We start from the raw sequence: 23580 nt of genomic DNA, 5'->3' as shown, positions 1-23580 counted from the left end.
GGATGCCAAGCCGGATCCGCGCAATCTTGATGACGGGGGTGTTGGCCGTGCTCGCGGCCTGCACGCCCACCACCACGGGGCCCATGGTGATGCGCATGGGTCCGGGCATGTCCAACGAGCGCTTCTATCAAATCGGATTCCGCTCCGGCCCCCGCCTCAACGCCCCGCAGCTGTCCGAGCGCGGGGAGCTGGACGGCGCCTTCCAGGGCGACGCGAAGCCCTTCAACAGCGAGCAGTGGGGAATCGCCTTCGACGGCGCGGTGACGCTGCCGCTGGATGAGCGGCTGTCCCTGCACGTGGGGCTCCAGGGGGAGTTCTTCCTCGCGCCGGTGCCGGGCTACGGCCTGTACTCGGGCCTGTCGTACTACATCGGTTCGCAGACGGTGGGCCTGGCCCCGGCGTTCGCGGTGCGGGGCGCGTCGGACTTCGGCCTGGGCGACACGGACAGCACCAGCAGCCTGTTCGGCATGGAGGGCACCTGCGCCTTCACCGTGCATCCGGAGCCCGGCATGTCGCTGGGGCTGGTGCCGTTCTTTGGGGTGAACCAGTCCCTGGTGAACCCCGGCTCGCAGGTGACGAGCGTGTATTACGGCGCCGTGGTGGCCGCGCAGATTTCGTTGGGCGAGGCAGGCAAGTCGAAGCTGGAAGTGTCCGGCGGTTATGGCCGGGCCCGCGCGAACGGCAGCAGTTGGAACGTGCCCATCGCCGGGGTGCGTGGAGGACGCTGACACATGACGGAAGCGCTCGACCTGTGGGTTCGCAACACCTCCGAGGTGCTCACCGTGGAGGGCACGCACCGCGAGCCCGCCGAAGTGGCCCTCACTCCGCGCCCCGCCGCCTGCGTGGGCATCCGCCAGGGCCGCGTGGCCTTCGTGGGGAAGGAAGCGGACCTGCCCAGGGGCGCGCTCACGGACGCGACGGAGATTGTCGACGCCGAGGGCGGCTTCGTGGGTCCGGGCTTCGTGGATCCGCACACGCACCTGGTCTTCGCGGGCGAGCGCTCCGCTGAGTTCGACCTGCGCAACCAGGGCGCCACGTACCTGGAGATCGCCAAGGCGGGCGGCGGCATCGTCAACACGGTGGGCGCCACCCGCGCCGCCAGCGAGGAGGAGCTGGCCCGGCTCGCCCTGCCCCGCCTGGAGCGCCTGCTCGCGCAGGGCGTGACGACCGCCGAGGTGAAGAGCGGCTACGGCCTGTCACTGGCGGACGAACTGAAGATGCTGCGCGCGGTGCGCAGGCTGGGCACGCTGTCCCCGCTGGAGCTGGTGCCCACGCTCTTGTGCGCACACGCGGTGCCGGCGGAGTACCAGGGCCGCCGTGGCGACTACCTGGACCTGTGCATCAACGAGATCCTCCCCGCCGTGGCCCGCGAAGGACTGGCGCGCTTCTGTGACGTCTTCACGGAGGAGAGCGCCTTCACCGTGGACGAGTCACGCCGCCTGCTGCTCGCGGGCAAGGCGCTGGGCCTCACGCCGCGCCTGCACGCGGATCAGCTCACCGCCTGCGGGGCCTCCGCGCTCGCCGCGGAAGTGGGTGCCAGCAGCGCGGACCACCTGGAGCAGGTGACGGACGAAGGCATCCGCGCGCTCGCCGCCGCGAACGTCACCGCCGTGCTCGTGCCCACCTCCACCCTCTTCCTGCGCATGCGCCCCTACGCACCCGGCCGGAAGCTGCGCGACGCGGGCGTCAACATTGCTTTGGGTTCCAACGTGAACCCCGGTTCTTCCATGACGGAAAACCTGGCGCTGGTGCTGGGGCTCGCCTGCCTGGAGAACGGGCTGACGGCCGCCGAGGCGTACTGGGCCGCGACACGGGGCGCCGCGCAATGCTTGGGGTTGCAACGGCAGGGGCGCCTGGCCGTGGGTGATGCGGGCGACCTGGTTGTCTTCGGGTGTCGCAGCTACCGGCACCTGCCTTATCATCTGGGTATCAGCCACGCGCGGGTGGTGGTGAAGAGCGGACAGGTGGTGGGCCGCGCGCGGATGGATTGCTGTCCCTGAGTGGGTGCCGCTGAACAACGGGCATCGTCCGAGGGGGCAGGTGGAACTTCCCTCGTGGGCCGGCCGTTGTAGAGATCAGCTGCCACCATGTGCCGACTATTTGGATTCAGATCCGCGGTTCCCGCTGCTGTCCACACCGCCCTGGTGACGGAGAGGAATTCGCTCCTCATCCAGTCGCGTGAGCACAAGGACGGTTGGGGCATCGCTTCGTACGGGCAGGAGTGCTCTCCGCTCGTGGCGCATGGTGTGGGTCCCGCGCACAGCGACCCTGACTTCGAGCGGGTGTCCAGCCAGGTGTCCGCGCGCACCGTGGTCGCGCACATCCGGCTCGCGAGTGTGGGCGCGGTGGAGATCCGCAACTCGCACCCGTTCCACTTCGGCCGCTGGTCCTTCGTGCACAACGGCACGCTGCGCGAGTTCGCGAAGCACAAGGCCGCCGTGGAAGCGCTCATCCACCCGGAGCTGCGCGTCAACATCAAGGGCACCACGGACAGCGAGCGCTGCTTCTATCTGTTCCTGTCGCGGCTCGGGGTGCGGGGTCCGCTCGACGGGTCGGTGCCGGTGGAGTCGATGGCTCGGGCGCTCGCGGAGACGATGACGCTCGTGTCCGCGATGACGGACGTGCCGGGAAGCCGCGAGCCGAAGGAGCGCTCCGCGATGAACTTCCTCGTCACGGACGGCGAGGCGATGGTGGCCACGCGCCGCAACCGCACCCTCTTCATCTCCTCCGGCATCGGCGGCTGCCCGGAAGCACTGCGCTCGCCGAACACGGACGTGCCGCTCCAGCAGTTCCTCGTCGCCAGTGAGTCGCTGTGCGGCGGTCCCCACTGGGCGCCGGTGGATGAAGAGGACGTGGTGGGCGTGGACGCGCGGCTCGTCTTCCGCCGCTGGAAGGTGCAGACGCTCGCCGAAAGCGTGCTGAACCCGAGCAGCGCGGCCTGACGGCGCTGTTTCAGCCGAGCCACGCCTCCAGCAGTGCCGCGGGACGCGCGCCGAAGGCCTCCGCCTCCAGGCTCCGCGCGGCCTCCCCTTCATGGCGCAGCGTGACGCGCAGGAACTCGCGCGGCGCCGCCTGGGGGATGCGGTCCAACCACTCCACCAGCATCGCGCGGTCGTTGTCCGCGACCATGTCCACGAAGCCGGTGGCGTACAGCTCCTCGTAGTCGGCCAGGCGGTACAGGTCCGCGTGGTACAGCGGGATGCGGCCCTCGTACGGATACACGATGGCGAACGTGGGACTCGCGACCTCGGACTTCGCCACGCCCGCGCCTTCCGCCACGCCGCGCACCAGGTGCGTCTTGCCCGCGCCCAGCTCGCCCACGAGGCCCACGAAGTCCCCGGGCTCCAACAGCGTGCCCAGCTTCACGCCCAGCGCATGCGTCTGCTCGGGGGATGGTGACACGAGGCGCCGCGTGCGCACAGGGCCGGCCGCCTCGCTCATCGTCCCCACCGCACCCAGACCGCACCCAGGTCCTCCAGGAGGTCCGTGGCGATGAGGCCCATCAAGCCCCGCCGCTTCGCCGCGAGGTCGCCCGCGAGCCCGTGCGCGTACACCGCCGTCCACGCCGCCTTGGGCAGCTTGATGCCCTGCGCGAGCAGCGCGCCGCACACGCCCGACAGCACGTCGCCGGTGCCGCCGGTGGCCATGCCCGCGTTGCCCGTGGGGTTGATGAACACGCGCCCCCCCGGCTCCGCGATGAGCGTGCGCGAGCCCTTGAGCACCACGGTGACGTTGAGCGACGTGGCCATGTTCAGGGCCACGCCCACGCGGTGCTGCTGCACGTCCTTCGTCGTCCGTCCCCACAGCCGGGCCATCTCGCCCGGGTGCGGCGTGAGCAGCACGGGGCCCTTCGCCCGGCGCAGCACGGTCAGGTCCTCCGCCACGGCGTTGAGGGCGTCCGCGTCCAGCACCGCGGGCACATCCACCGCCGCCAGCAGGTCGCCAATCAACGCGCCCGTCTCCGGCCCCCGGGGGATGCCCGGCCCCATCACCAGCGCGTCCTTGCCCTCCAACGCGCTCTTGAGCGCCTCCAGGTCGCCCTTCCCCAGCGGCCCCTCTCCCGGAAGAGCGATGCCCATGATCTCCGGCGAGTGCGCCATCACCCACGGCAGCGCCTCCGCGCGCGTGGCCACCGTGACGAGCCCCACCCCGCTGCGCAGCGCCGACAGGGCCACCATCGCCGCCGCGCCCGTCTTGCCCGGGCTGCCCGCAACCACCAGCACGTGGCCGTAGGTGCCCTTGTGCGTATCCGCGCGGCGCGCCGGGATCACCTCGCGCGCGTCCTGCTCCTCCACCCGCAGCAGCTCCGCGCCCGACACCGCCCGGGCCGACTCACCGCCCAGGCCGATGTCCACGCGCCGCACGTCCCCGCACAGCGACGCGCCGGGCTCCAGCTCATGCGCGGGCTTCAGGAACCCGAAGGCCACCGTGACGTCCGCCTCCACGCACAGTGGAAAGGGCTCCGCGGTGTCACTCTGGAGGCCCGACGGCACGTCCGCCGCCACCACCTTCGCCCCCGAGCGCCGCCACCGCGCCACGGTGCCAATCGCATCCGCGAAGGCCCCTTCCGGCGCGCGGCGCAGGCCGGTGCCGAAGAGCGCGTCCACAATCACATCGCCCGCGCCCGACTCCGGCAGCGCTTCGAAGGCGCGCGGCGATTCACCGAAGCCCTCCAGCGCCTGGAGGTTGCGCTTCGACTCCTGGGTGAGCTTCGCCGGGTCCCCCACCAGCGACACCACCACGCGCGCCCCGCCTTCGAGCAGGAAGCGCGCGGCGACGAGCCCGTCCCCGCCGTTGTTGCCGGGGCCGCAGAGCACGGTGAAGCGCCCGCCGGGGCCCGCGACGCTCCGGGCGGCGTCCGCGAGCGCGCGGCCCGCGTTCTCCATCAACAACCCGGAGGGCATCCCGTGACGTTCCTGGGCGGCCGCTTCGGCTTCACGCATCTGGACGGCGGTGAGCACGCGCTGCATGGCTTCAGTCCTTCCTGCTTCACTTCGTCTGGAGCACCACCGTGGCCGCGGCCACGCCGGCATCATGGGTGAGCGCGAGCATCGCCTCCCACCCTCGCGCTTCCATCACTTCACGGGCCACGCCGGAGAGCACGAAGCGCGGCGGACCGCCCTCGCGCACCACCTCCATGTCCTTCCAGTGCACCCCGGGCGGCACGCCCATCGCCTTCACCAGCGCCTCCTTCGCCGCGAACCTCGCCGCGAAGGCACTGGCCGCGTCGTGGCGGGGCGCGCAGTAGGCGCGCTCGCCCTCGGTGTACACGCGCGCCAGGAACGCATCCTTGCGCGGACCGTCGAGGATGCGCTGGATGCGCTCGATGGAGCAGAGGTCCAACCCCAGGCCGACGATGGACATGGCGGCTACCCCGGGTCGCGCATCAGTTCCAACATCTCTCGCACCGCGCGCTCGAAGCCCACCAGCACCGCGCGCCCGACGATGGCGTGCCCGATGTTGAGCTCGTCGATCTCCTGGATGCGCGCGATGGCCTGCACGTTGTCGTAGTTGAGCCCGTGGCCCGCCGCCACGCCCATGCCCAGCTTCGCGCTCGCCTTGGCCGCGTCCACGATGCGCGCCAGCTCCCGCGCGCGCTCCTTGTCGTTGCGCGCCTCGCAGTAGCGCCCCGTGTGCAGCTCCACCCGGTCCGCGTTCACCTTGTGCGACGCGCGCACCTGGTCCAGGTCCGGGTCGATGAACAGCGAGACGGCGATCTCCCCGTCCTTCAGGTTCTTGATGATCTTCGCGATGGTTTCGCGCTGGCCCGCGACCTCCAGGCCGCCCTCGGTGGTGAGCTCCTCGCGCCGCTCGGGGACGAGCGTCACCACGTCCGGCTTGTACTCGTAGGCGATCTTCACCATCTCCGCGGTGGCGGCCATCTCCAGGTTCAGGAGCGTCTGCACCGTGTCGCGGAGGATGCGCAGATCCCTGTCCTGGATGTGGCGCCGGTCCTCGCGCAGGTGGATGGTGATCTGCCGGGCGCCGGCCAGCTCCGCCATCGCCGCCGCCGTCACCGGATCCGGATACACGGTGCGCCGCGCCTGCCGCAGCGTCGCCACGTGATCCACGTTGACACCCAGTCGCTGTCCCATCGACCGCTCCTCACCTGGCGCGAGGTGCGGGATTGTCCGGGGCCCGGGCCCGCGCCGGCCCCTCTATTCGTGGCCGGCGTCCGGAAGTCAACCGTCCTGCGAGGGACGCAGGACGGAAGACCCCTTGCGGCTAGCCGTTGAGCGCCTTGGAAAGCGCTTCGACGATTTCGCGGGCGTAGGCCTCGTTGCGCGTCGCGTCCTCGCCTTCGATGAGGACGCGGGCCTTGGGCTCCGTGCCGGAGAAGCGCACCAGCACGCGGCCGGAGGAGCCCAGCTTCTGCTCCACGTTCTTGATGGCCTTCATCACCGTGGGCAGCTCGCCCAGCTCCCGGCGCTGCTTCACCACCACGTTGAGCAGCGTCTGGGGCACCGGCTGGAAGATGGAGGCCAGCTCGCTCAGGGGCTTGCCCTGACGGCACATCACCGCCAGCAGCTGGAGCGCCGCGAGCGTGCCGTCACCGGTGGTGGTGTGGTTCAGGAAGATGAGGTGGCCGCTCTGCTCGCCGCCCAGGCTGTAGCCATTGCGGCGCATCTCGTCGACGACGTGGCGGTCGCCCACGCGGGTGCGCGCGACCTTCACGCCCCACTGCGCCACCGCGCGCTCCAGGCCGATGTTGCTCATCACCGTGGCGACGAGCGTCTTCTTCTTCAGCTCCTTGCGCGCGACGAGCTCACCCGTACAGATGGCCATGATGGCATCGCCGTCCACGACGTTGCCCTTCTCGTCCACGACGATGAGGCGGTCCGCGTCGCCGTCCAGCGCCACGCCCAGGTGGGCGCCGTGCTTCACCACCGCCTTGGCCAGGCCCTCCGGGTGGAGCGCGCCGCACTTGTGGTTGATGTTCTTGCCGTCCGGCGACACGCCCAGCGCGATGACCTTCGCGCCCAGCTCCTCCAGCACCGAGGGCGCCGTCTTGTAGGCCGCGCCATTGGCGCAATCCACCACGATGGTCATCCCCTCCAGCGTCAGCTCGCGAGGGAAGGTGGCCTTCAGGTAGACGATGTAGCGGCCCCGCGCGTCTTCCAAACGGATGGCGCGGCCAATCTTGGTGGCCGTGGGGCGGATGTTGTCGATTTCGCCGCTGGAGACCAGCTCTTCAATCTTCGCTTCCGTCTCATCCGGCAGCTTGAAGCCGTCGCGCCAGAAGAACTTGATGCCGTTGTCCTGGTAGGGATTGTGGGACGCGGAGATGACCGCGCCCGCGTCCGCGCGCATGGACGTGGTGAGGTTGGAGATGCCGGGCGTGGGCAGCGGGCCCACCTGCTCCACGTCGACGCCCATGGAGATGAGGCCGGCGGACAGCGCCTGCTCCAGCATGTAGCCGGACAGTCGCGTGTCCTTGCCCACGATGACGCGGTGCCGGTGCGGACCGTTGCGGATGAGGTACGCGAGCGCGCGGCCGAGCTTCATCGCGACCTCGGCCGTCATCGGATAGACGTTGGCGACGCCGCGCACGCCGTCGGTGCCGAACAGCCGCTCCGTCTTCTGCGCTTCCTTGGGGGGCATGTTCATCCTGTACGCCATGTGTCCCGCTCCACCTTTCCCACGCCGGAAGGACTCCGGCCACGCTCACACGTCCCGGGGCTTATACCCCTTCCGACACGCGGGCTCGAACGTAGGGATGGGGCGAGCACCAGGCAAGCACCCAGGCATGCCCGCCTGGCCTCTTTATGACGGTCAGGCTTGCGTGCGTCAGGCGCCGTACAGGTCACCGCCACCCCGGGCGTGGCGAATGGCATCCGCCACCGCCAGCGCGTCGCGCGCTTCCGTCACGTCGTGCACCCGGACCACGTCCGCGCCGCCCATCACCGCCATCGCCGCCACCGACCCCAGCGTGGCCGCCAGCCGCTCGGTGGGGCCCCTGCCTCCCGTGAGCGTCCCGAGGAAGGACTTGCGGCTGGTGCCCACGAGCAGCGGCTGACCCAACCCGCGCAGCTCCTCCAGCCTTCGCAGCAGGAAGAGGTTGTGCTCCAGCGTCTTGCCGAACCCGATGCCGGGGTCCAACAGGATGCGCTCGCGAGGGATGCCCGCCACCATCGCCAGGAGCAGCCCCTCCTCCAGGTAGTCCATCACCTCGCCCACCACGTCCTCGTAGTGGGGCGTCTGCTGCATCGTCCGGGGCATGCCCTGGGTGTGCATCAGGCAACACGCGCCGCCCGCGGCCGCCACCACGCCGGGCAGCACCGGGTCGAAGTGGAAGCCGGTGACGTCGTTGATGAGGTGGGCTCCGGCCTTGAGCACCTCGGTCGCCACCGACGCCTTCATCGTGTCCACGGAGATGGGCACCGACGTGCGCGCCCGCAGGCCCTCCACCACCTGGAGCACGCGCGCCAGCTCCTCCTCCGCGGGCACCGGGAGCGACCCCGGCCGCGTGGACTCCCCGCCAACGTCGAGGATGTCCGCGCCGGCCTCCGCCAGGGCAACGCCGTGCTCCACCGCGCTGGCCGCGTCCGGGAACCGGCCGCCGTCGGAGAAGCTGTCCGGCGTCACGTTCACCACGCCCATGACGTACGTGCGCGTGCCCCACTCGAACCTGCGCCCGCCCAGCTCCAGCACGGGCGTCACCTGGAGTTCGAGCACGGCCTCCAGCGCGCGCGCCAACGCGTCCGTGCGGGGCGACCTGCGGGCCAGGGCGATGAGCCGCTCGAACTGCTTGCGGCTGCCGGACAGGAGCGCGTCCCCGGCGCGGTCGCTGGCCTTGCCCGACACCCAGGTCGGGAACTGCTCGCGCTCCCGGGTTCCGTATTCAGGCAGCAGCTCCTCCTCGTAGGAGGGCCGGCCTCCCGTGACGAGCACCTGCGCGTGGCCCAGCTCGCGCGTCAACTGCTGGCAGGAGCGCACGGACAGGTTCAGGCGGCGCAGCGCCACCATCAGGTCGTCGGGACGGTCACGGGAGATGAGACGGGCACGCATCACGGTCGGGGCACCTCGGAAGCATGGGCTCTGGCGAACGCCCAGTGTCGCCGCTTCCTTGCGCCCACGGAAGGCCGGACGGCTCCCTCGTGCGGGCGCGGAGGTCCGCGTCCTCCGGATTCCGCGCGGGGCCCGGCACCTCCTGGCAAAGCGAAAGGCCCTCCCCGACAGTCGCGGGAAGGGCCTTCGTCACTTCAGGAGGTGCCGCGAGGCCTTACGCCTTCTTCGGCTCCATGTTCGGCAGGCCCTCGAGCGCGTCGAGGATCTTCCGCTTGTCCTTCTTCTCCGTCGGCTTCGGGGAGGAGTTGACGCGCGGGGGCGGACGCTCACGGGTGAGCTGGCCGCCCTGCAGGATGATGTTCACGTCCTCGGCGTCGAGCGTCTCGTACTCCACCAGGGCGTCGGACACGCGCAGCAGCACGTCCATCTTGGCGGTGAGCAGCTGCTTGCCGTGCGTGTAGCAGCCCACGACGATGCTGCGCACTTCCGCGTCGATCTGCCGGGCGGTGTCCTCGGAGTAGTCCTTGGACGAGTTGAAGTCGCGGCCCAGGAACACCTCACCGTCGCTCTTGCCGAACGCCAGCGGGCCCATCTTCTCGCTCATGCCCCAGCGGCACACCATGGCGCGCGCCGTTTCGGTCGCCCGCTCGATGTCGTTCGCCGCGCCGCTGCTCATCTCGTCGAACATGATCTCCTCGGCGATGCGGCCACCCATCGCCATGGTGATCTGATCGAGGAACTGCTTGCGGTAGCCGTTCACCTTGTCCTCGGTGGGCAGGCTCCAGGTGACGCCCAGGGCCTGACCGCGCGGGATGATGGTGACCTTGTGCAGCGGGTCGCAGCCCGGCAGCAGCTTGGCGAGGAGCGCGTGGCCGGCCTCGTGGACGGCCGTGTTCCGCTTCTCCTTGTCGGTCATGATCATGGACCGGCGCTCCGGGCCCATGAAGACCTTGTCCTTGGCCTGCTCGAAGTCCGTCAGGTCCACGCGCTCCTTGTTCTGGCGCGCGGCCATCAGGGCCGACTCGTTGACCAGGTTCTCCAGGTCCGCGCCCGTCATGCCGGGAGTTCCGCGGGCGATGACTTCCAGCTCCACTTCCGGCGCCAGCGGCACGCGGCGGGTGTGCACCTTCAGCACGCCCAGGCGGCCCTTGAGGTCCGGACGGGGAACGATGATGCGACGGTCGAAGCGGCCCGGGCGCTGGAGCGCCGGGTCCAACACGTCCGGACGGTTCGTGGCGGCGATGAGGATGACGCCATCGTTGGACTCGAAGCCGTCCATCTCCACCAGCAGCTGGTTGAGCGTCTGCTCGCGCTCGTCGTGACCGCCGCCCAGGCCCGCGCCACGGTGGCGGCCCACAGCGTCGATCTCGTCGATGAAGATGATGCAGGGGGCGTTCTTCTTGCCCTGCTCGAACAGGTCGCGCACGCGGCTGGCGCCGACGCCCACGAACATCTCCACGAAGTCCGAACCGGAGATGGAGAAGAACGGGACGCCCGCTTCACCGGCCACCGCGCGGGCGAGCAGCGTCTTGCCCGTGCCCGGAGGCCCCATCATCAGGACGCCCTTGGGGATGCGGCCGCCCAGCTTGGTGAACTTCTTGGGGTCCTTGAGGAAGGCGACGATCTCCTCCAGCTCCTCCTTGCACTCGTCCACGCCCGCCACGTCCGCGAACGTGACCTTGTTGTGGCTCTCGCTCAGGAGCTTCGCCTTGGACTTCCCGAACGTCATCGCCTTGCCGCTGCCGCCCTGGAGCTGGCGCATGAAGAAGATGAAGAACAGGAACAGGAAGACGACGGGCATCCACTGCCCGAGGATGGTGAGCCAGAGGCTGTTCTGCTCCTCGCGCTCGTACTTCACATCCACGCCGGCGGCGCGGAGCTGGTTGAGCACGGCCACGTCCGGCGGCGGTCCCGTGGTCCGGAACTTGTCGGTCGAATCGTTGAACGTGCCGGAGTAGGTGTTCCCCTTGACGGAGACGGCACGGACCTTCTTCTCCTCCACCTTGGTCAGAAGCTGGGTGAAGGTCGGTTCCTGCACCTGCTCGTTGCCTTGCGAGAAGAAATTGTAGAAGGCGACGAAGAGGACGATCAGGATGACCCAGAGCCCGATGGTCTTGTAGGTCGAACGCACGTTTCAGCTGCCCTTTCGGTACTCGGCGGGATGAGGGCCGTGCCGGGAAGAACCCCGGCGATGTTCGTCAGTTGCCCGGCGCCCGCCAGTGTGCAGGCCAGCGACGGACCGTATCAGCAACAGTAAAAAGCCCTCAACTATTTAGGGGTCCGCGACCATCCCCCCGTTTCGAGGCATCGACTCTATAACCGACGCCTCTCGCGTTCGCTTGAGACCGGAGGCGACGCCCACAGGGAGTGTCGGGAAGCCACCGCGCGCCGGTCCGTGACGGAAGCCAGGACCCCCGGAAGCCACAACACCCCCCCGCCCGCGTCCACCACCACCGGTTGCGCGTCGCGCGCCTCCGCCGGAACACGGGCATCCACCAGCACGTCCTGCACCTTGCGGTGGCCCGAGCGCGTGCGGACGCGGTCCCCGGCCTTCCGAGAGCGCACTGTGAGCGGCCACGCGGTCTCCTTCCCCAGCGCGAACTCCAACACGCCCGGAGGCACGGATCCTTCCGCCACCTGGAAATGCCACGCGCCGAACCCACCCGCCGCGCCCGGTCCCGGGAGCACCAACGCCCCGGGAGCCCCTTCCGGATGGGGGCCCACGCAGCGCACGCGCCCTCCGCTGGCCTTCAGCGAAATTCCGCCACTGAGGGGCGTGGTGCCTCCACGGCGCACCGCGTCCAACACCCGCTCCAGCGTCCCCTGGTCCACCCGGGCCCCCGCCGCCTCCAGCAGTCGGGCGAGCACCCGGCGCCGCAGCGGGCCTTCCAGCGCGCCCACCCCCACCGCGTCCAGTCCGCCTCCGGGCAGCGTCAGCCGCTCCCACGACGCGTCCGCCAGACGCCCCAGCAGGGCTTCATCCTCCGAGGCGAGCCGGGCGAAGTTCGCCAGGTGTGCGAGGGTGCTGAACCCCGCCGCGCCGTCCAACGCGGGCAACGCATCCATGCGCACGCGGGTGCGGAAGAGCGAGGGGTCGGTGTTCATCGGGTCGCGGACGTAGGCCCGTCCCTCGGCGTGCAGGAAGGCGAGCACGTCGTCGCGCGAGCACTCCAGCAGGGGGCGGATGAGCGTGGGTGACTCCGCGTGGATGCCCCGCGCGCCCCGGAGCGCGGTGCCTCGCGCCAGCCGCATCAGGAGGGTCTCCGCCTGGTCGTTCATCGTGTGGCCGGTGGCGATCGCCGTCAGGTCGCGCCCTTCGCGCAGCACCTCCAGGGTCGCGTACCTCGCCTCACGGGCCCGGGCCTCCATCCCGGCGCCCGGCGACAGCGCGAGCGAGCGGACGTGGCAGACGAGTCCCAGGCGGGCGGACAGGGCCGCGACGGAGGCCACCTCCTGCGCGGCCTCCTCGCGAAGGCCATGGTCGAAGGTGGCCACCTCCACGCGCAGGCCCAGGGCTTCGCGCACGCGGGCCGTTCCTACGAGGAGCGCGGTGGAGTCCGCGCCCCCGGAGACGGCCAGCAGCACCGAGCGCGCGGCGAGGCCATGGTCGGCGTAGGAGCGGGCGAGCAGGGCCGCCAGCGGTGGGAGTCCAGGAGACGCGCGGGGCATGGCGGCGACGAAGGAATGGAGCCGTGGGTGGCCGGGTTACAGAGTCGCGGTGGAAGGATGGTGTGGGGCGCGGTTGGCATGATCCCCACAACCGGTGGTCGCAGGGGCGGAAATAGAACAGCGCCCCGTGGATGTTGGTCGGACGTTCTGGACTTCATGGTGTTGGGCCTAGGGGTCCCCCCCCTCCCCCTCTGGGCCCACGGGGCCGCTTGGAGATTCGCTCCTGGCGGTCCCTCTTTCCGAAACGCCCCGGCTTCCTTCGTGGAGGCCGGGGCGTTTCCTTTTTTTCGTGCCACGCTTCTTTTGCGGCCGGGCGCTCCCGGGGGGGCCGCGCACTGTCGGAAGCGGAGCGTTCAGCGCCCGCGGGCACACACGAGTGCTCCGAAACCGTTGACCCTTCAGGGAGTCTGTCGGATAACCGCTCCGGTGTGTTCAGGTCGTCACCTCGAATCCGCCCCGGAGACCCAGGTATGGCAGGCACCGACAAGCGCAAGCAGTCGCTGTACTTCCCCGAGGAGATGCTGAAGGAGATCCAGGAGGAGGCGAACAGGCAGGACCGTTCCCTCTCATGGGTGGTGCAGCAGGCCTGGAAGATCGCCCGCGAGCGCATCAAGTCATTCCCTGCCGTCAACGACGTCACTGGCGACGAACGCCAGGACCCTCGCGAGGAGTAGCCCCGGCAATGGCCACCACGGATCATCGCAAGCAGTCGCTCTACTTCCCCGAGGAGATGCTGGAAGAGATCCAGCGCGAGGCGAACCGGCAGGACCGTTCCCTCTCGTGGATCGTCCAGCAGGCGTGGAAGGTGGCCCGCGCCGACATCCGTCGCATGCCCTCGATGAACGACGTGCTCGGCCCCCTGCCCCCGCGGCAGGTGGCCGCCGTGGCCCAGGCCCCCGCTGCCGCTCCCGCGGCGGTGGTGGCCAGTGCCCCGGCCTCCTCGGACGAGCCCTCCAAGACGTAAGGGAAGGCTTTCGTCCCCTTGCCCCGGCCCTGAGGTCCCGTCCGCGCTGATGCGTCAGCGCGAGGCGGGTCTGGCGGGCCGGGCGCAGTTCTCGAAGACGACGCGCGGGGCTTCCTTCAGCGCCTGGACCGGGCTGGGGTACGTGCTCTTCATGTACGCCGCCGTGAGGTTGGTGTCCGTGCCTCCCAGCCTTCGCGCCTGCACCGGGTTGCGGTCGGGGTCCTGCCCCGCGTTGCCCAGGATGCTGCCGTAGCCGTCCCCTCCCTCCAGCACGAACGCGGACATCGCCACGCGGTAGCGGATGGATTCATCGTCACGCGCGGGCACGGTCACCGCGCGGCCGCGCACGCGCAGCTCCTTCACGCGCTGGCCCGCGGGCCGGGCGCAGTCCACGCGCAGGGTGGTGCCGTCGGACACCTGGAGGAACGCGCCCGAGGGCGACACGATGGCCTGCCCTTCCAGGGCCAGGGTCGCCACGGAGTGCTCGAACAGGGCCACGAGCTGCTTCTCCGTGAGGTCCACCGTCACGACGAGGTTCTCGAAGAGCATCACCTCGTGGAGCACGCCGTTGCTGAGCGGCCCCGTGCGCACGGACGTGCGGGTGACGCACAGCCCTTCGTCGCGCAGGGAGCCTCCGTTGATGATGCCCAGCTCGGTGGGCTTCGCCGCGCCGTCCTCGGCGTGGAGGAAGGCGTCCGCGGCCAGTTGCCCCAGCGCGTTGTTGTCGTGACGGGTGAAGGTCTTGTCCAGCAAGACCTCCTCGCCCACGTAGCCGACGATGGCGTCGGGGTCGTCCACCAGCGGGGCGCAGGAGTCGTTGTACGCAAGACATCCGGGCAACAGCGTGAGCCCGGCGAGCGCGGCGGCGAGGAAGCGGCGGTCCATCAGTAGAAGGCCCTCAGGGTGAGGTAGCCGGACACGCCCTCGCGCGGCAGCAGGCCGCTGATGCGGTCCGGACGGGGCACGTCGTCGCGCAGGTCGTGGTCGAAGAGGTTCTGCGCGAAGAGCGTCACCTCGAAGTGCTCCATGATGGGCTCGGAGCGCAGCTGCGCGGTGATGAGGCTGTAGGCGGGGATCTTGTAGCGGCGGATGAGCTCCAGCGTGGAGCGGCTGTTGTTGCGGCGCTCGGCGCCGGAGCGCACCACCACGTCCAGGTTCACCCAGTCACCCAGGGGCATGGACACGCCCGCGTTGAAGCGGGCCTGGGGCACGTCGGTGAGCAGGCGGGACTGGCCGGGCAGCTCCAGGTCCTGCGCGCGCGACAGGCTGGCGTTGACCCACGCGGCGGCGCGTTTGGACGCCTCCAGCCGGGCCTCCGCCTCCACGCCGTACACGCGCACGCCCAGCTCGCGGTTGCGCAGGGGGACGATGTTGCCGCTCGTGTCCACCGGGGTGATGGGCGAGGAGAAGTTCTGCAGGAAGGCATTGCCGCGCACGCGCACGCGGGTGTCTCCGGCGGCCTGGATGAGGTCCGCGCCCAGTTCGAAGGTGTCCACGGTGGCGGGCTGCAGGAGCGGGTTTCCTTCGAAGCGGCCCTGGTTGTAGTCGGTGTCGGGGATGCGCTCGACCAGTTCCTGGGGCGTGGGCGGACGGAAGGCGCGGCCGTAGAGGGCCTTGAGCACCAGCGCGTCCGACGCGGCGATGACCAGGCCCACGCGCGGGTTGACGCGCACCACCGTCCGGCGGCCGTCCAGCGCTCCGGCCGCGTCCACGTCGGGGAGCTGGGTGGCGTCCACGCGCAGGCCGAAGGTGAGCGTCAGCCCGGAGAGCACGGTCCACTGGTCCTGCGCGGACACGCCCAGGTTGAGGCGGCGGGAGGCCGCGCCGTCCGCGAGCTCGGTCAGGTCCACGAGCCCTTCGGGCGCGGTGGGGCTGGGGCGCAGGCGGCCGTCGAGCGTGTAGTTCGTCGTGTACGCGTAGTTCGACAGCGACTGCTGTTCGACGACGAAGCCCAGGGTGAGGTGGTTCTCCTTCGCGAGCGCGAGGTCCGCGTCCACCGACGCCGTCACGGTGCGCACGGTGACGCGCGTCTCCTCCTGGAGGCCGTCCGGGAAGCGCTGATCCAGGGCGTCGCCGGTGCGGAAGTCGGAGGGCGTGAGCTGGAAGCGGCGGTCGGTGGCCTGTTGGTCGAACCCCAGCCGCGCGCGGATCTGGCCCCCGTCGCCCAGGGGACGGTCCCAGGTGAGGTCGGCGAGCAGCACGTTCCAGGACAGCTGCGAGTCCTCGCCCACGGTATCGAACAGGCCCACCAGGGCATCTCGCTGCTCCGCCAGGTAGCGCGCGGACACGCCCACGCGGCCGGCGCTGTCCAGGCCGTAGGAGATGCCTCCGCCCGCGTTGACGAAGAAGCGTCCGTCGCGCGTGCGGCCCGCGGGGTCCTCGATGTTGCGCAGGCCCTGGTCCACGGACTCGGCGTCCAGCGCATCGTGGTCGATGACGAGCGAGTCACCGTCCTGGGTCCACAGGTCCACGTCCGCGAACAGGCGCAGGTCGCCCGTGGTGTGCGCGACGGACAGGTGGCCGTCCGTGGCGAGCGCGAGCCGGCCGTCGTCACGGGGAACGCCGCCCGTGGTGACCGCGCCCCGGACGCCGTCGGCGTGATTCGTGACGAGGTTGACCACGCCCAGGAAGGCACCCGCGCCGTAGATGGCGGAGCCCGGCCCGCGGATGACCTCGATGCGCTCCAGGTTCTCCACCGGCAGGTTCATCAGCGCCTTGCCGTCGAAGAAGTTGTTGAGGCGGTGGCCATCCAGGAGGAAGAGGACCTCCGCGTCGTTGCGAAGCCCCCGGACGGCGGTGCGGTGGAAGCCCTGCACGTCGCGGCTGACGGACACGCCCGGCACCACGTCCAGCACGTCCGCCACCGTGCGGGCACCCAGCGCGATCATCTGCGCGCGGTTGAACGACGCGCCAATGGCCGGGACGGTGCGCACCGCCTCCTCCTGGAGCGTCGTCACCGCGAGCACGTCCTCCGCGCTGTAGAGCGCCAGGTCGTCGTCCATCGAGCTGCGGCTGGAGGCTCCGGGTTCGCGGGAGCCAGCGGCGGTGCCGGAACGGGAGGTGCTCCCGCGCGAATCGGGGGGAAGGTCCGCGGTGAGCGCGGCCATCGCGTCGTCTTCCGCGGGACGCGACGAGGACCGGGCCTCGGTGCCCGCCGTGCGCGAAGAGGTCCGCGAGTCGGAGCCGTCCGGACGCGACGTGCCGCGTGCGTCCGTGCTGCTCGTGCGCGAAGCGCTCCGCGAGTCAGTGCCCTCCGGGCGGGCCGGGGACTTCGGATCGACAGTGCCGGGTTGAGCGGCAGCACGCGAATCGGTCGCGTCCGTACGCGTACGGTTGTTTGTGGCACGCGGGTCGGAAGCCTCCGGGCGCGTCGAAGCGCGTGCGTCCGGGGCAGCGGTCCCCCGCGTCACCTCCGGGGCCGTGCTCACCGTCCGCGGATCCACCGTGCCTCCCCGCGACGTGGGAGCAGGCGTCACCGTGCCCGGCCGGGACGTGCCTCGCGCATCGGCCGGCGCGGCGGAATCCCCGTCGTCATCACCCCCGGAGGGCGGCGAGAACGCGTCGATGTTCGGCGCGGACCGTGGGGCGTCCCCTCGGGGGCCCGGCCTGGCAGGAGCCGACACCACCGGTGCCACGGGCTGCTCTCCCACCTTGACGCGAGCGGGCCGGAGCGCGGTCATGAACAGGGGCGTGCGCGCCCCGTCCACCATCGCGGCCTCGACGTAGTACTCCACGCCGGGCGCCACCATGTGTGCGGCGGGGATCTCCGCGCGGTACAGGTCTCCGTACTGCCGCTCCATCGGGACCTGGATGTACGGCTCACCGGGGCCGCGGTAGCGGACGAAGACCTCCAGCACCTTGCCGCCATCCACCAGCGTCGCATCCAACTGGAGAGGCTGACGGACCTCCGCTCGCGGCGGCGAGGCGTGCAGCAGCGCGGGCTCCTGCGCGTGGACGGGGGCCGCGACGAACACCACGGCGCAGAGGATGAGCGTGCGAGGAAGGACGGTCAGCAAGATTGCCAAGGATGGTCCGTTGCAGGGCCATTCGAGTCAAGCAAGCCACCTGCGTCCTTCCCGCTGATTTTTTGCCGCCCCCGGAAGCGCGTGCGACGTTGCCTCAGCTCTCCATGCGCGCGTCGCTAGCCCTTCACCTCGCCCTCTTCCGCCGCCAACGCGCCCAGATTGCACGGGTGGTGGAAGGCCGCACCGACGCCTTCCGTGCCTACGAGGCGCGCTATCGGCGTCGCACGAGCACCTACCAGCGCGTCGTGCCCGTCTCCCACGTGCACCAGCGCATCGCGGCCTCCGACCTCGTCTACGTCGGCGACTACCACACGCTGCCCCTGGCCCAGCAGACGTACCTGGACCTCGCCGAGCGCGCGCTCGCCTCCGGGCGTCGCGTCGTGCTGGCGCTCGAATGCGTGGAAGGTCGTCATCAGGCGGCGTTGGACGCGTACCTCGCGGGACGCCTGCCGGAGCGCACCCTCCTGTCCCGGCTGGGCCACGGCCCCACCACCGGCTTCGGTCCGGGCGCAGGCATCCGCGCCGTGCTCCACTTCGCGAAGCGCCACAAGCTGTCGGTGGCGGCCATCGACCGGCGGGCCCAGGGGGAGCGTTCGCTCGCGCTGCGGGACGCCTTCGCCGCCGAACGCATCGCCCGCGTGGCCCGCGCCGAGGATGTCCCGCTCGTCATGGTGCTGGTGGGCCAGTTCCACGCCGCGCCCTGCCACCTGCCCGCGCAGGTGGAGCGCGCCCTTGGAGAAGACCACCCGCGCCGGGGACTCGTCGTGTACCAGAACGCCGAAGGCCTCTGGTGGCGCCTCGCCCGCGAGGGCCGGCTGGGCTCCGCGGAGGCAGTGGAGCTGGCGGACGGCGCGCTGTGCCTGATGAACGCCTCGCCCGTCCTCTGCCAGCAGAGCTTCCTGGACTACCTGGAGGCCGAAGGCGACGACGCCCCGCTGATGGACCGCAGCGCCGCGGAGCGCTTCCGGGAGATGGCGGAGCTCATCGGTCGGCTCGCGGGTGTGCCGGTGGGTCGGGCGCTGGACTCCGTGGAGGTGACGACGGCGGCGGACGGCGACGTGCTCGCCCGCATCCGGCAGCGCGGCCGGTTCACCCAGGCGGAGGTGTCCCAGCTGCGCAAGCACATCCTGTCGCGCGAGAGCGGCTACATCCCCCGCGCGCGCACGGCCTACCTCGCGTCGCTGTCGCTCAACCACGCCGCCGAAGAGGCCGCCCACTTCGTGCGCCACTGCGCCGTGGGTGACGCCATGGACGCCCCGCGCGGCGCGTCCGAGGCCTTCTACGCCCGCTGCCTGGAAGAGGCGCTGGGCTTCTTCGGCTCCAAGCTCATCAACCCGCGCCGCACGTGCCCCAACGTGTCGGAGTGGGCGAAGCGCTTCGGCGAAGCCCGGGGCCTGGAGCGGCAGATCGCCGCCTTCGTCCTGGCCCACAAGGCCACGGAGGGCGAAGCGCCCGAGGAGGCCGTGAAGCTGCTGCCCCTGCGCCGCGACCGCCTCTTCCACGGCGTCAGCCATGCGCTCGGCTACCTGCTGGGCGACAGCCTCTACCGCGCCTTCGACTCCGGCCAGGTGGACACCGCCGACATCCGCGCCCTCTTCCGCGACCCACTCGACGATCCCCGGAAGGCCTACTTCGCCTGGGCCGAGCGGCTGCGCGGAGCCTGAGCTTCCCCACTTCCGCCGGGAGCTCTCCCCGGCGTGAAGCAGGTCCCCGGTGCCGACGGTCGCCTTTCCGCGAAGCCGCGAAGAAGGCCACCGCCGGCCAGGGAAACAGCGGCGTGACTACGCCACGTTGACGATCGTCTTCGGCGGCAGCTTGAGCTTCTGGCCCACCTGGATCTTGTCCGGGTCCTTGAGCTGGTCCTTGTTGAGTTCGAAGATCTTCGGGTACAGCTTCGCGTCGCCGTAGATGTCGCGGGCCAGCTTGCCCAGCGTGTCGCCCGACTTCACGGTGTGGATGCCGTAGGGCTCCGCGTGGGTCACGGTCAGGTTGACCATGATCTCCTCGCTCCACTTCGGGTGCTTCGCCTTGATCTGATCCCACATGCGATCGCGGTCGAAGGCGTGCTCCACCGTGCCCTTGATAATGAGCTTGCCGCCTTCCTCACGGGTCTCGACCTTGGCGCCCACGTTCTTCGCCACGTCCAGCACGTCCTGGTAGTCGTTCTGCAAGGCCATCACGTCCTCCTATCGGGTGTCCGTGGACGCACGCCACGCGCCTGCGTCCACATGAGGCGGAGCACTCTAGGCACTCCCCACCCACACGCGACGGGACCCGGGCGACAGGGATGGTCGAAGCTCAACAGTGCGGCGCCGGGCGCTGTTCAGAGCACCACGCCCGCGCCCTCTTCGTCCTTCGGGGGCACCAGGGATTCGGGGGGCGCGAAGGTGCCGTCCGAACGCAGCTCCCGGAGGACCTCCTCGCGGCTCAGGCGCACCGCGCGGATGGTGCCGTCGGGGGACAGCGCGTAGATGCAGTCCTGGTCCGACACGCCCACGAACAGGCCCCCCAGCACCGGATAGAGCATCACCAGCGCGAGCTCCGTCTCCATGGGCCCTGGGAAGAGCACGTGCGCGTGCGCGGAGAAGGCCGGCCGCTCCCCGTCGCCATCCGGCGCGATGGACACGGGGATGAGGCCCTGGTGCAGGGGCAGCTCCTGGAGCTTCTGGCGGCCGTCCTTGCTGAAGCGGAAGCGGAAGTCGCCGCCCAGCAGGTACAGGCTCGAGCTGTCGAAGCCCTGGAGCACGTACACGGTGAGGGCGCCGTCCTCCTCCACCACGACGGGGTTGAGCTGCTTGCGGCCGTGCACCTCGTAGACGCGCTCGCAGGCGGCACTCACGGCCCGCGCCACGGCCTCCATGCCCTCGGGCAGCGACTCCACCGGGAAGTCCTCCATCTCGGAGGAGAACTCGATGGGCGCCCGGTACGCGTAGGCCGGGACGAACACGTCCTGCGGGTTGAAGCGCCCGAAGACGGTGTACCAGGCGTTGCCGCGCGGCACGGTGAAGAACCAGTTCATCCGCGTGCGGTCCAGGTCCGTCCGCTTCAGCAGCAGGTCCGTGGCGCGGATGGAGCCCTGCTCCGAGGCGACGATGTAGCGGGCGCGCTTCTGCACGCGCAGCAGCTCTTCGTCCGCCACCAGCGTCACCGGCTTGTCCGCCTCGGCGGGAGGCGCGACCGGCGGCCCGCTCTCTGGCACCGCGGCCGAATGCGCACGGCAACCACCGGTCAGCAGCACCACCACGACAAGGAGACAGCGAACCATGGGGACTCCCGGCGACAGGCGGCCCCGTCAGTCTGCGCCAACCGGTCCCAGCGGTCACGTCCCCTGGCACATCCAGATGGCGCGGCTCCTCACGGCCGAGGCCCTGACACGTCAGGGGCCCCCTGACACGTCAACGCGAGTCGCATGACGCGTCGGGGTGGGCCCGGCACCCCACCCTTTCGATGAAGGGCTGTCAGGAACGGAACGTGCAAACCCCTCGCGGCGGACCTTCGCGGCACGGCACGAAAAGGGACATCCCAATGGCAGACTTCGACAACCTGAAGACGGTCTCCGACAACTTCAATCTCGACAATGCCATCATCGGAAAAACAGCCCAGCAGGCCTGCATCGTCAGGGTGGAGGACTGGGTGAGCGCGAAGCCGATCGGCGCGGGAGGAAAGCTGTACCCGGCGTTCACCAAGCCGATCGGCGCCCTGCTCGAGTACATCTCGCAGCGATACATCCCGGATGGAACCAGCAGCTCCCACACGTTCGAAAAGAAGAAGGGCTATTCGTCCGAGACGTCCGTCTCCACGGAAGTGAAGGCTTCGGTGGGCGTCAACATCCTGGGCTGCGACGCGTCCATGGAGGTCACGACGGGCTTCACCTACACGCAGGGAATCTCGTCCGAAACCACCGAGTCCTGGACGGACACCGTCACGGGGCCCGCCACCTTCTACGTGTACCAGGCCGTGCTCGTGTACTGCACGCGGGTCACCGCCAACAACGACACACGGGCCGCGCTGTCTGTCGGAAACACTTCGTACGTGGAGAGGAACGGAGAGTTCTTCTTCCTCGCGTTGGTGTTCAAGGATTCGCCGGAGACCCTGGATGAGAGCATCCAGCCCGTCAATGAGCAGGACTTCAACGCCTACCTGCTGAACGCCGGTTGGGGCCGGTGGTACACCGACCTCGTCATCAAGGGGAAGGGCCACCTGCGGCACGCCGGCTCGGACAAGTATGCCGTGGCGAAGGACTCCACGGGAGGCGGGGGCAATGGCAATCCCCTCGTCCTGTGGGATGGCTATGGCTCACAGGCTCCGTCAGGCAACGACTACAACACGTTCGTCCTGGCCAACGATGGTCATCTCTACCATCAGGGGAGCGGCAAATACGTCGTGGCGGATGACTCCACGGGCGGCGGGGGAAATGGCAATACCCTCGTCCTGTGGGACAGCTATGGCTCCCAGGCCCCGTCAGGCGACGACTACAACAAATTCGTCCTGACCCAGGATGGCCATCTGTATCACCAGGGGTCCGGCAAGTACGTGGTGGCGAAGAACTCCACGGGCGGCGGGGGCAATGGCAATCCCCTCGTCCTGTGGGATGGCTACGGTTCGCAGACCGCCCTGGGTGACGCCTACAACGAATTCCGCTTCGACGGCGCTTGAGCCCTACCGGCACGGCGAGCCGACGCACCCAGGGGACTCCCGGCGACAGGGGGCCCGGTCGGTCCGCGCCAACCGGTCCCCTCGTCACGCGCCCCCATCACCTCGAGCCTCAGGCGCCCTGCTGCGTGGGCGCCAGCGCGGCCTTGATCTTCTCCTTCAGCGCGCGGCGGCGCTCCTTGAACTGCGAGCGCTGGGCTTCATCCACCTGGCCGTTGGCGGCGGCGCGGGCGGCGTTCATCTCCTCGTGCAGCGCCTTGGCTTCGGCCTTGAAGCCGTCGGCCTGGGTCTGGGAGAGGCGACCTTCGGCGACCTGCTTGTCCAGCCGGTGCTCCATGCGGCCGAACTTGTGACCACCCCCGTGCTTGCCACCCCCGTGCTTGCCACGGCCGCCCTTCTCGCACTGGCCGGACTTCTGGGGCGCGGACTCGGACGTCGGGGCGGTCTGGGCGAACACGGGCACGGCGAACAGCAGCGTGGCGACGGCGGTACCGCGAAGAATGGACTTCAGCGACATGGTGGTGGACTCCAGGTTCGGGTCGGAAGCGCGGCGGAAGCAGCCGTGCAGGCCCGCTTCCGTCGTGCTCTGACAGTTGAAACCCCGGAGCCGGCGAAAGGTTAAATCCCGCTCCGGACGGCCGGGATTACTGGCAGTCCGCCAGCGTGTAGGTGAAGTCCTTGCGCGGCGTCTGGCCCGGGTCCTGGTTGATGGCCGCGATGCTCAGCTCCGAGTACGACACCGTCTGCGTCCCGCCGATGACCATCTGCGTCTTCTGCACGCGCGTGGTGGACAGCACCACCTTGCCCGTCGTGCCGTTGGGCTCGATGCGGAAGCAGTTCAGGATGCGCGGGTCCACCGTGGAGCGGTTGCAGCGGGTGTACTGCCCCAGCACCACGCGATTCAGGTACGTACAGCGGCAGTCCCACGGGTCGTACGCCTCCGTCACCGTGGCCGCCTCGTAGCCCGTCGCCGTCTGCACGACCTCCAGGTATGAACCGTCCTGCGGCTGTGTACAGCGCAGGAACGTGTCGCCCACCGCGCCCTGCTCCACCTGCGCGAATTGAGGCTCCACGGACACCGGCGCGCCCGCTTCGATGGTGTTCAGCGGATCACGCGCGCCCGAGCCTTCACAGCCCAGACCGAGAACGGAAACGCCGGCGAGCAACAGCGCGGAGAGACGCAGGGACAGCTTCATGGGTGACTCCTACAAGGGGGAATGTCCGGAGAAACCCGGACTCCGCCCCTGTAGGCTTTTTCAA

At 70.0% G+C, this 23580-nt stretch carries 21 protein-coding genes; 7 read left to right on the top strand and 14 right to left on the bottom strand.

Features of this window, described 5'->3' with window-relative positions; all coding sequences use genetic code 11:
• Nucleotides 1-29 precede the first annotated feature (29 nt).
• The 3 genes from OV208_RS13460 (at nucleotide 30) to OV208_RS13450 (ending at nucleotide 2942) form a co-directional block, all read left to right on the top strand.
• Nucleotides 30-728, top strand: a complete 699-nt coding sequence (locus OV208_RS13460) for a hypothetical protein (protein WP_267574225.1) — start codon at nucleotides 30-32, stop codon at nucleotides 726-728.
• 3 nt (nucleotides 729-731) lie between these two features.
• The gene (gene hutI, locus OV208_RS13455; protein WP_267574224.1) at nucleotides 732-2000 is read left to right on the top strand and encodes an imidazolonepropionase; all 1269 of its coding nucleotides are present in this window, start codon (nucleotides 732-734) and stop codon (nucleotides 1998-2000) included.
• A gap of 87 nt (nucleotides 2001-2087) precedes the next feature.
• A complete protein-coding gene (locus OV208_RS13450; protein WP_267574223.1) occupies nucleotides 2088-2942 on the top strand; it encodes a class II glutamine amidotransferase in 855 nt (284 codons plus the stop codon).
• A 10-nt stretch (nucleotides 2943-2952) separates the two neighbouring features.
• On the opposite strand, the gene tsaE is transcribed toward OV208_RS13450, so the two are convergent.
• From tsaE to tilS, 8 genes are all read right to left on the bottom strand, one after another.
• Nucleotides 2953-3441 carry a tRNA (adenosine(37)-N6)-threonylcarbamoyltransferase complex ATPase subunit type 1 TsaE gene (gene tsaE / locus OV208_RS13445; RefSeq protein WP_267574222.1) on the bottom strand — a complete coding sequence of 163 codons (489 nt, stop codon included), beginning with the start codon at nucleotides 3439-3441 and terminating at the stop codon, nucleotides 2953-2955.
• Nucleotides 3438-4970 carry an NAD(P)H-hydrate dehydratase gene (locus OV208_RS13440; RefSeq protein ID WP_267574221.1) on the bottom strand — a complete coding sequence of 511 codons (1533 nt, stop codon included), beginning with the start codon at nucleotides 4968-4970 and terminating at the stop codon, nucleotides 3438-3440. The genes tsaE and OV208_RS13440 overlap by 4 nt, the downstream gene beginning before the upstream one ends.
• A 19-nt stretch (nucleotides 4971-4989) precedes the next feature.
• Nucleotides 4990-5364 (bottom strand): holo-ACP synthase, encoded by a 375-nt coding sequence (gene acpS, locus OV208_RS13435; RefSeq protein ID WP_120533555.1) that lies wholly within the window; start codon nucleotides 5362-5364, stop codon nucleotides 4990-4992.
• A 5-nt stretch (nucleotides 5365-5369) separates the two neighbouring features.
• Complete coding sequence (locus OV208_RS13430) at nucleotides 5370-6095, bottom strand: pyridoxine 5'-phosphate synthase (protein ID WP_120533554.1); 726 nt, start codon at nucleotides 6093-6095, stop codon at nucleotides 5370-5372.
• Between the two features lie 130 nt (nucleotides 6096-6225).
• The gene (glmM, locus tag OV208_RS13425) at nucleotides 6226-7620 is read right to left on the bottom strand and encodes a phosphoglucosamine mutase (protein WP_267574220.1); all 1395 of its coding nucleotides are present in this window, start codon (nucleotides 7618-7620) and stop codon (nucleotides 6226-6228) included.
• 168 nt (nucleotides 7621-7788) lie between these two features.
• On the bottom strand, nucleotides 7789-9009 hold the full coding sequence (gene folP / locus OV208_RS13420) for a dihydropteroate synthase (RefSeq protein WP_324291378.1): 1221 nt from the start codon (nucleotides 9007-9009) through the stop codon (nucleotides 7789-7791).
• A gap of 214 nt (nucleotides 9010-9223) precedes the next feature.
• Entirely contained in the window at nucleotides 9224-11140 is a 1917-nt protein-coding gene (ftsH, locus tag OV208_RS13415) for an ATP-dependent zinc metalloprotease FtsH (RefSeq protein WP_267574218.1), read from the bottom strand.
• A 182-nt stretch (nucleotides 11141-11322) separates the two neighbouring features.
• A complete protein-coding gene (tilS, locus tag OV208_RS13410) occupies nucleotides 11323-12678 on the bottom strand; it encodes a tRNA lysidine(34) synthetase TilS (protein WP_267574217.1) in 1356 nt (451 codons plus the stop codon).
• A gap of 470 nt (nucleotides 12679-13148) precedes the next feature.
• On the opposite strand from tilS, the gene OV208_RS13405 reads away from it, so the two are divergent.
• The gene (locus OV208_RS13405) at nucleotides 13149-13352 is read left to right on the top strand and encodes a TIGR04563 family protein (RefSeq protein WP_015350409.1); all 204 of its coding nucleotides are present in this window, start codon (nucleotides 13149-13151) and stop codon (nucleotides 13350-13352) included.
• 8 nt (nucleotides 13353-13360) lie between these two features.
• Nucleotides 13361-13642 carry a TIGR04563 family protein gene (locus OV208_RS13400; RefSeq protein ID WP_120544479.1) on the top strand — a complete coding sequence of 94 codons (282 nt, stop codon included), beginning with the start codon at nucleotides 13361-13363 and terminating at the stop codon, nucleotides 13640-13642.
• 54 nt (nucleotides 13643-13696) lie between these two features.
• Here the strand turns inward: OV208_RS13400 and OV208_RS13395 are convergent, their stop codons facing one another.
• Together OV208_RS13395 and OV208_RS13390 are read right to left on the bottom strand one after the other, a co-directional pair.
• On the bottom strand, nucleotides 13697-14527 hold the full coding sequence (locus OV208_RS13395) for a 5'-nucleotidase C-terminal domain-containing protein (protein WP_267574216.1): 831 nt from the start codon (nucleotides 14525-14527) through the stop codon (nucleotides 13697-13699).
• A complete protein-coding gene (locus OV208_RS13390; RefSeq protein ID WP_420715016.1) occupies nucleotides 14527-17667 on the bottom strand; it encodes a TonB-dependent receptor domain-containing protein in 3141 nt (1046 codons plus the stop codon). Before OV208_RS13390 ends, OV208_RS13395 begins: the two co-directional genes overlap by 1 nt.
• 104 nt (nucleotides 17668-17771) lie before the next feature.
• Between OV208_RS13390 and OV208_RS13385 the strand changes: the two genes are divergently transcribed.
• Nucleotides 17772-19331 (top strand): ChaN family lipoprotein, encoded by a 1560-nt coding sequence (locus OV208_RS13385; RefSeq protein ID WP_267574215.1) that lies wholly within the window; start codon nucleotides 17772-17774, stop codon nucleotides 19329-19331.
• 117 nt (nucleotides 19332-19448) lie between these two features.
• Here the strand turns inward: OV208_RS13385 and OV208_RS13380 are convergent, their stop codons facing one another.
• Nucleotides 19449-19844, bottom strand: a complete 396-nt coding sequence (locus tag OV208_RS13380; RefSeq protein ID WP_267574214.1) for a LysM peptidoglycan-binding domain-containing protein — start codon at nucleotides 19842-19844, stop codon at nucleotides 19449-19451.
• Between the two features lie 146 nt (nucleotides 19845-19990).
• Entirely contained in the window at nucleotides 19991-20932 is a 942-nt protein-coding gene (locus OV208_RS13375; protein ID WP_267574213.1) for a hypothetical protein, read from the bottom strand.
• 260 nt (nucleotides 20933-21192) lie between these two features.
• Between OV208_RS13375 and OV208_RS13370 the strand changes: the two genes are divergently transcribed.
• The gene (locus OV208_RS13370) at nucleotides 21193-22323 is read left to right on the top strand and encodes a hypothetical protein (RefSeq protein WP_267574212.1); all 1131 of its coding nucleotides are present in this window, start codon (nucleotides 21193-21195) and stop codon (nucleotides 22321-22323) included.
• Nucleotides 22324-22432: 109 nt separating this feature from the next.
• Here the strand turns inward: OV208_RS13370 and OV208_RS13365 are convergent, their stop codons facing one another.
• Complete coding sequence (locus OV208_RS13365; protein ID WP_267574211.1) at nucleotides 22433-22837, bottom strand: hypothetical protein; 405 nt, start codon at nucleotides 22835-22837, stop codon at nucleotides 22433-22435.
• 127 nt (nucleotides 22838-22964) lie between these two features.
• The gene (locus OV208_RS13360; RefSeq protein WP_267574210.1) at nucleotides 22965-23516 is read right to left on the bottom strand and encodes a hypothetical protein; all 552 of its coding nucleotides are present in this window, start codon (nucleotides 23514-23516) and stop codon (nucleotides 22965-22967) included.
• Between the last annotated feature and the right edge of the window lie 64 nt (nucleotides 23517-23580).

The sequence above is a fragment of the Corallococcus sp. bb12-1 genome, assembly GCF_026626765.1.
GTDB classification, from domain to species: Bacteria; Myxococcota; Myxococcia; order Myxococcales; family Myxococcaceae; genus Corallococcus; species Corallococcus terminator.
The sequence above is the reverse complement of the archived record's forward strand: the minus strand, read 5'-3'. Positions and strand labels throughout refer to the sequence as shown.

What these genes read in the sequence shown, in the direction of transcription:
- OV208_RS13460 (WP_267574225.1), top strand. Translation starts at nt 30, where the DNA reads ATGACGGGGGTGTTGGCCGTGCTCGCGGCCTGCACGCCCACCACCACG.
- hutI (WP_267574224.1), top strand. Translation starts at nt 732, where the DNA reads ATGACGGAAGCGCTCGACCTGTGGGTTCGCAACACCTCCGAGGTGCTC.
- OV208_RS13450 (WP_267574223.1), top strand. Translation starts at nt 2,088, where the DNA reads ATGTGCCGACTATTTGGATTCAGATCCGCGGTTCCCGCTGCTGTCCAC.
- tsaE (WP_267574222.1), bottom strand. Translation starts at nt 3,441, where the DNA reads ATGAGCGAGGCGGCCGGCCCTGTGCGCACGCGGCGCCTCGTGTCACCA.
- OV208_RS13440 (WP_267574221.1), bottom strand. Translation starts at nt 4,970, where the DNA reads ATGCAGCGCGTGCTCACCGCCGTCCAGATGCGTGAAGCCGAAGCGGCC.
- acpS (WP_120533555.1), bottom strand. Translation starts at nt 5,364, where the DNA reads ATGTCCATCGTCGGCCTGGGGTTGGACCTCTGCTCCATCGAGCGCATC.
- OV208_RS13430 (WP_120533554.1), bottom strand. Translation starts at nt 6,095, where the DNA reads ATGGGACAGCGACTGGGTGTCAACGTGGATCACGTGGCGACGCTGCGG.
- glmM (WP_267574220.1), bottom strand. Translation starts at nt 7,620, where the DNA reads ATGGCGTACAGGATGAACATGCCCCCCAAGGAAGCGCAGAAGACGGAG.
- folP (WP_324291378.1), bottom strand. Translation starts at nt 9,009, where the DNA reads ATGCGTGCCCGTCTCATCTCCCGTGACCGTCCCGACGACCTGATGGTG.
- tilS (WP_267574217.1), bottom strand. Translation starts at nt 12,678, where the DNA reads ATGCCCCGCGCGTCTCCTGGACTCCCACCGCTGGCGGCCCTGCTCGCC.
- OV208_RS13405 (WP_015350409.1), top strand. Translation starts at nt 13,149, where the DNA reads ATGGCAGGCACCGACAAGCGCAAGCAGTCGCTGTACTTCCCCGAGGAG.
- OV208_RS13400 (WP_120544479.1), top strand. Translation starts at nt 13,361, where the DNA reads ATGGCCACCACGGATCATCGCAAGCAGTCGCTCTACTTCCCCGAGGAG.
- OV208_RS13395 (WP_267574216.1), bottom strand. Translation starts at nt 14,527, where the DNA reads ATGGACCGCCGCTTCCTCGCCGCCGCGCTCGCCGGGCTCACGCTGTTG.
- OV208_RS13385 (WP_267574215.1), top strand. Translation starts at nt 17,772, where the DNA reads ATGCGCGCGTCGCTAGCCCTTCACCTCGCCCTCTTCCGCCGCCAACGC.
- OV208_RS13380 (WP_267574214.1), bottom strand. Translation starts at nt 19,844, where the DNA reads ATGGCCTTGCAGAACGACTACCAGGACGTGCTGGACGTGGCGAAGAAC.
- OV208_RS13375 (WP_267574213.1), bottom strand. Translation starts at nt 20,932, where the DNA reads ATGGTTCGCTGTCTCCTTGTCGTGGTGGTGCTGCTGACCGGTGGTTGC.
- OV208_RS13370 (WP_267574212.1), top strand. Translation starts at nt 21,193, where the DNA reads ATGGCAGACTTCGACAACCTGAAGACGGTCTCCGACAACTTCAATCTC.
- OV208_RS13365 (WP_267574211.1), bottom strand. Translation starts at nt 22,837, where the DNA reads ATGTCGCTGAAGTCCATTCTTCGCGGTACCGCCGTCGCCACGCTGCTG.
- OV208_RS13360 (WP_267574210.1), bottom strand. Translation starts at nt 23,516, where the DNA reads ATGAAGCTGTCCCTGCGTCTCTCCGCGCTGTTGCTCGCCGGCGTTTCC.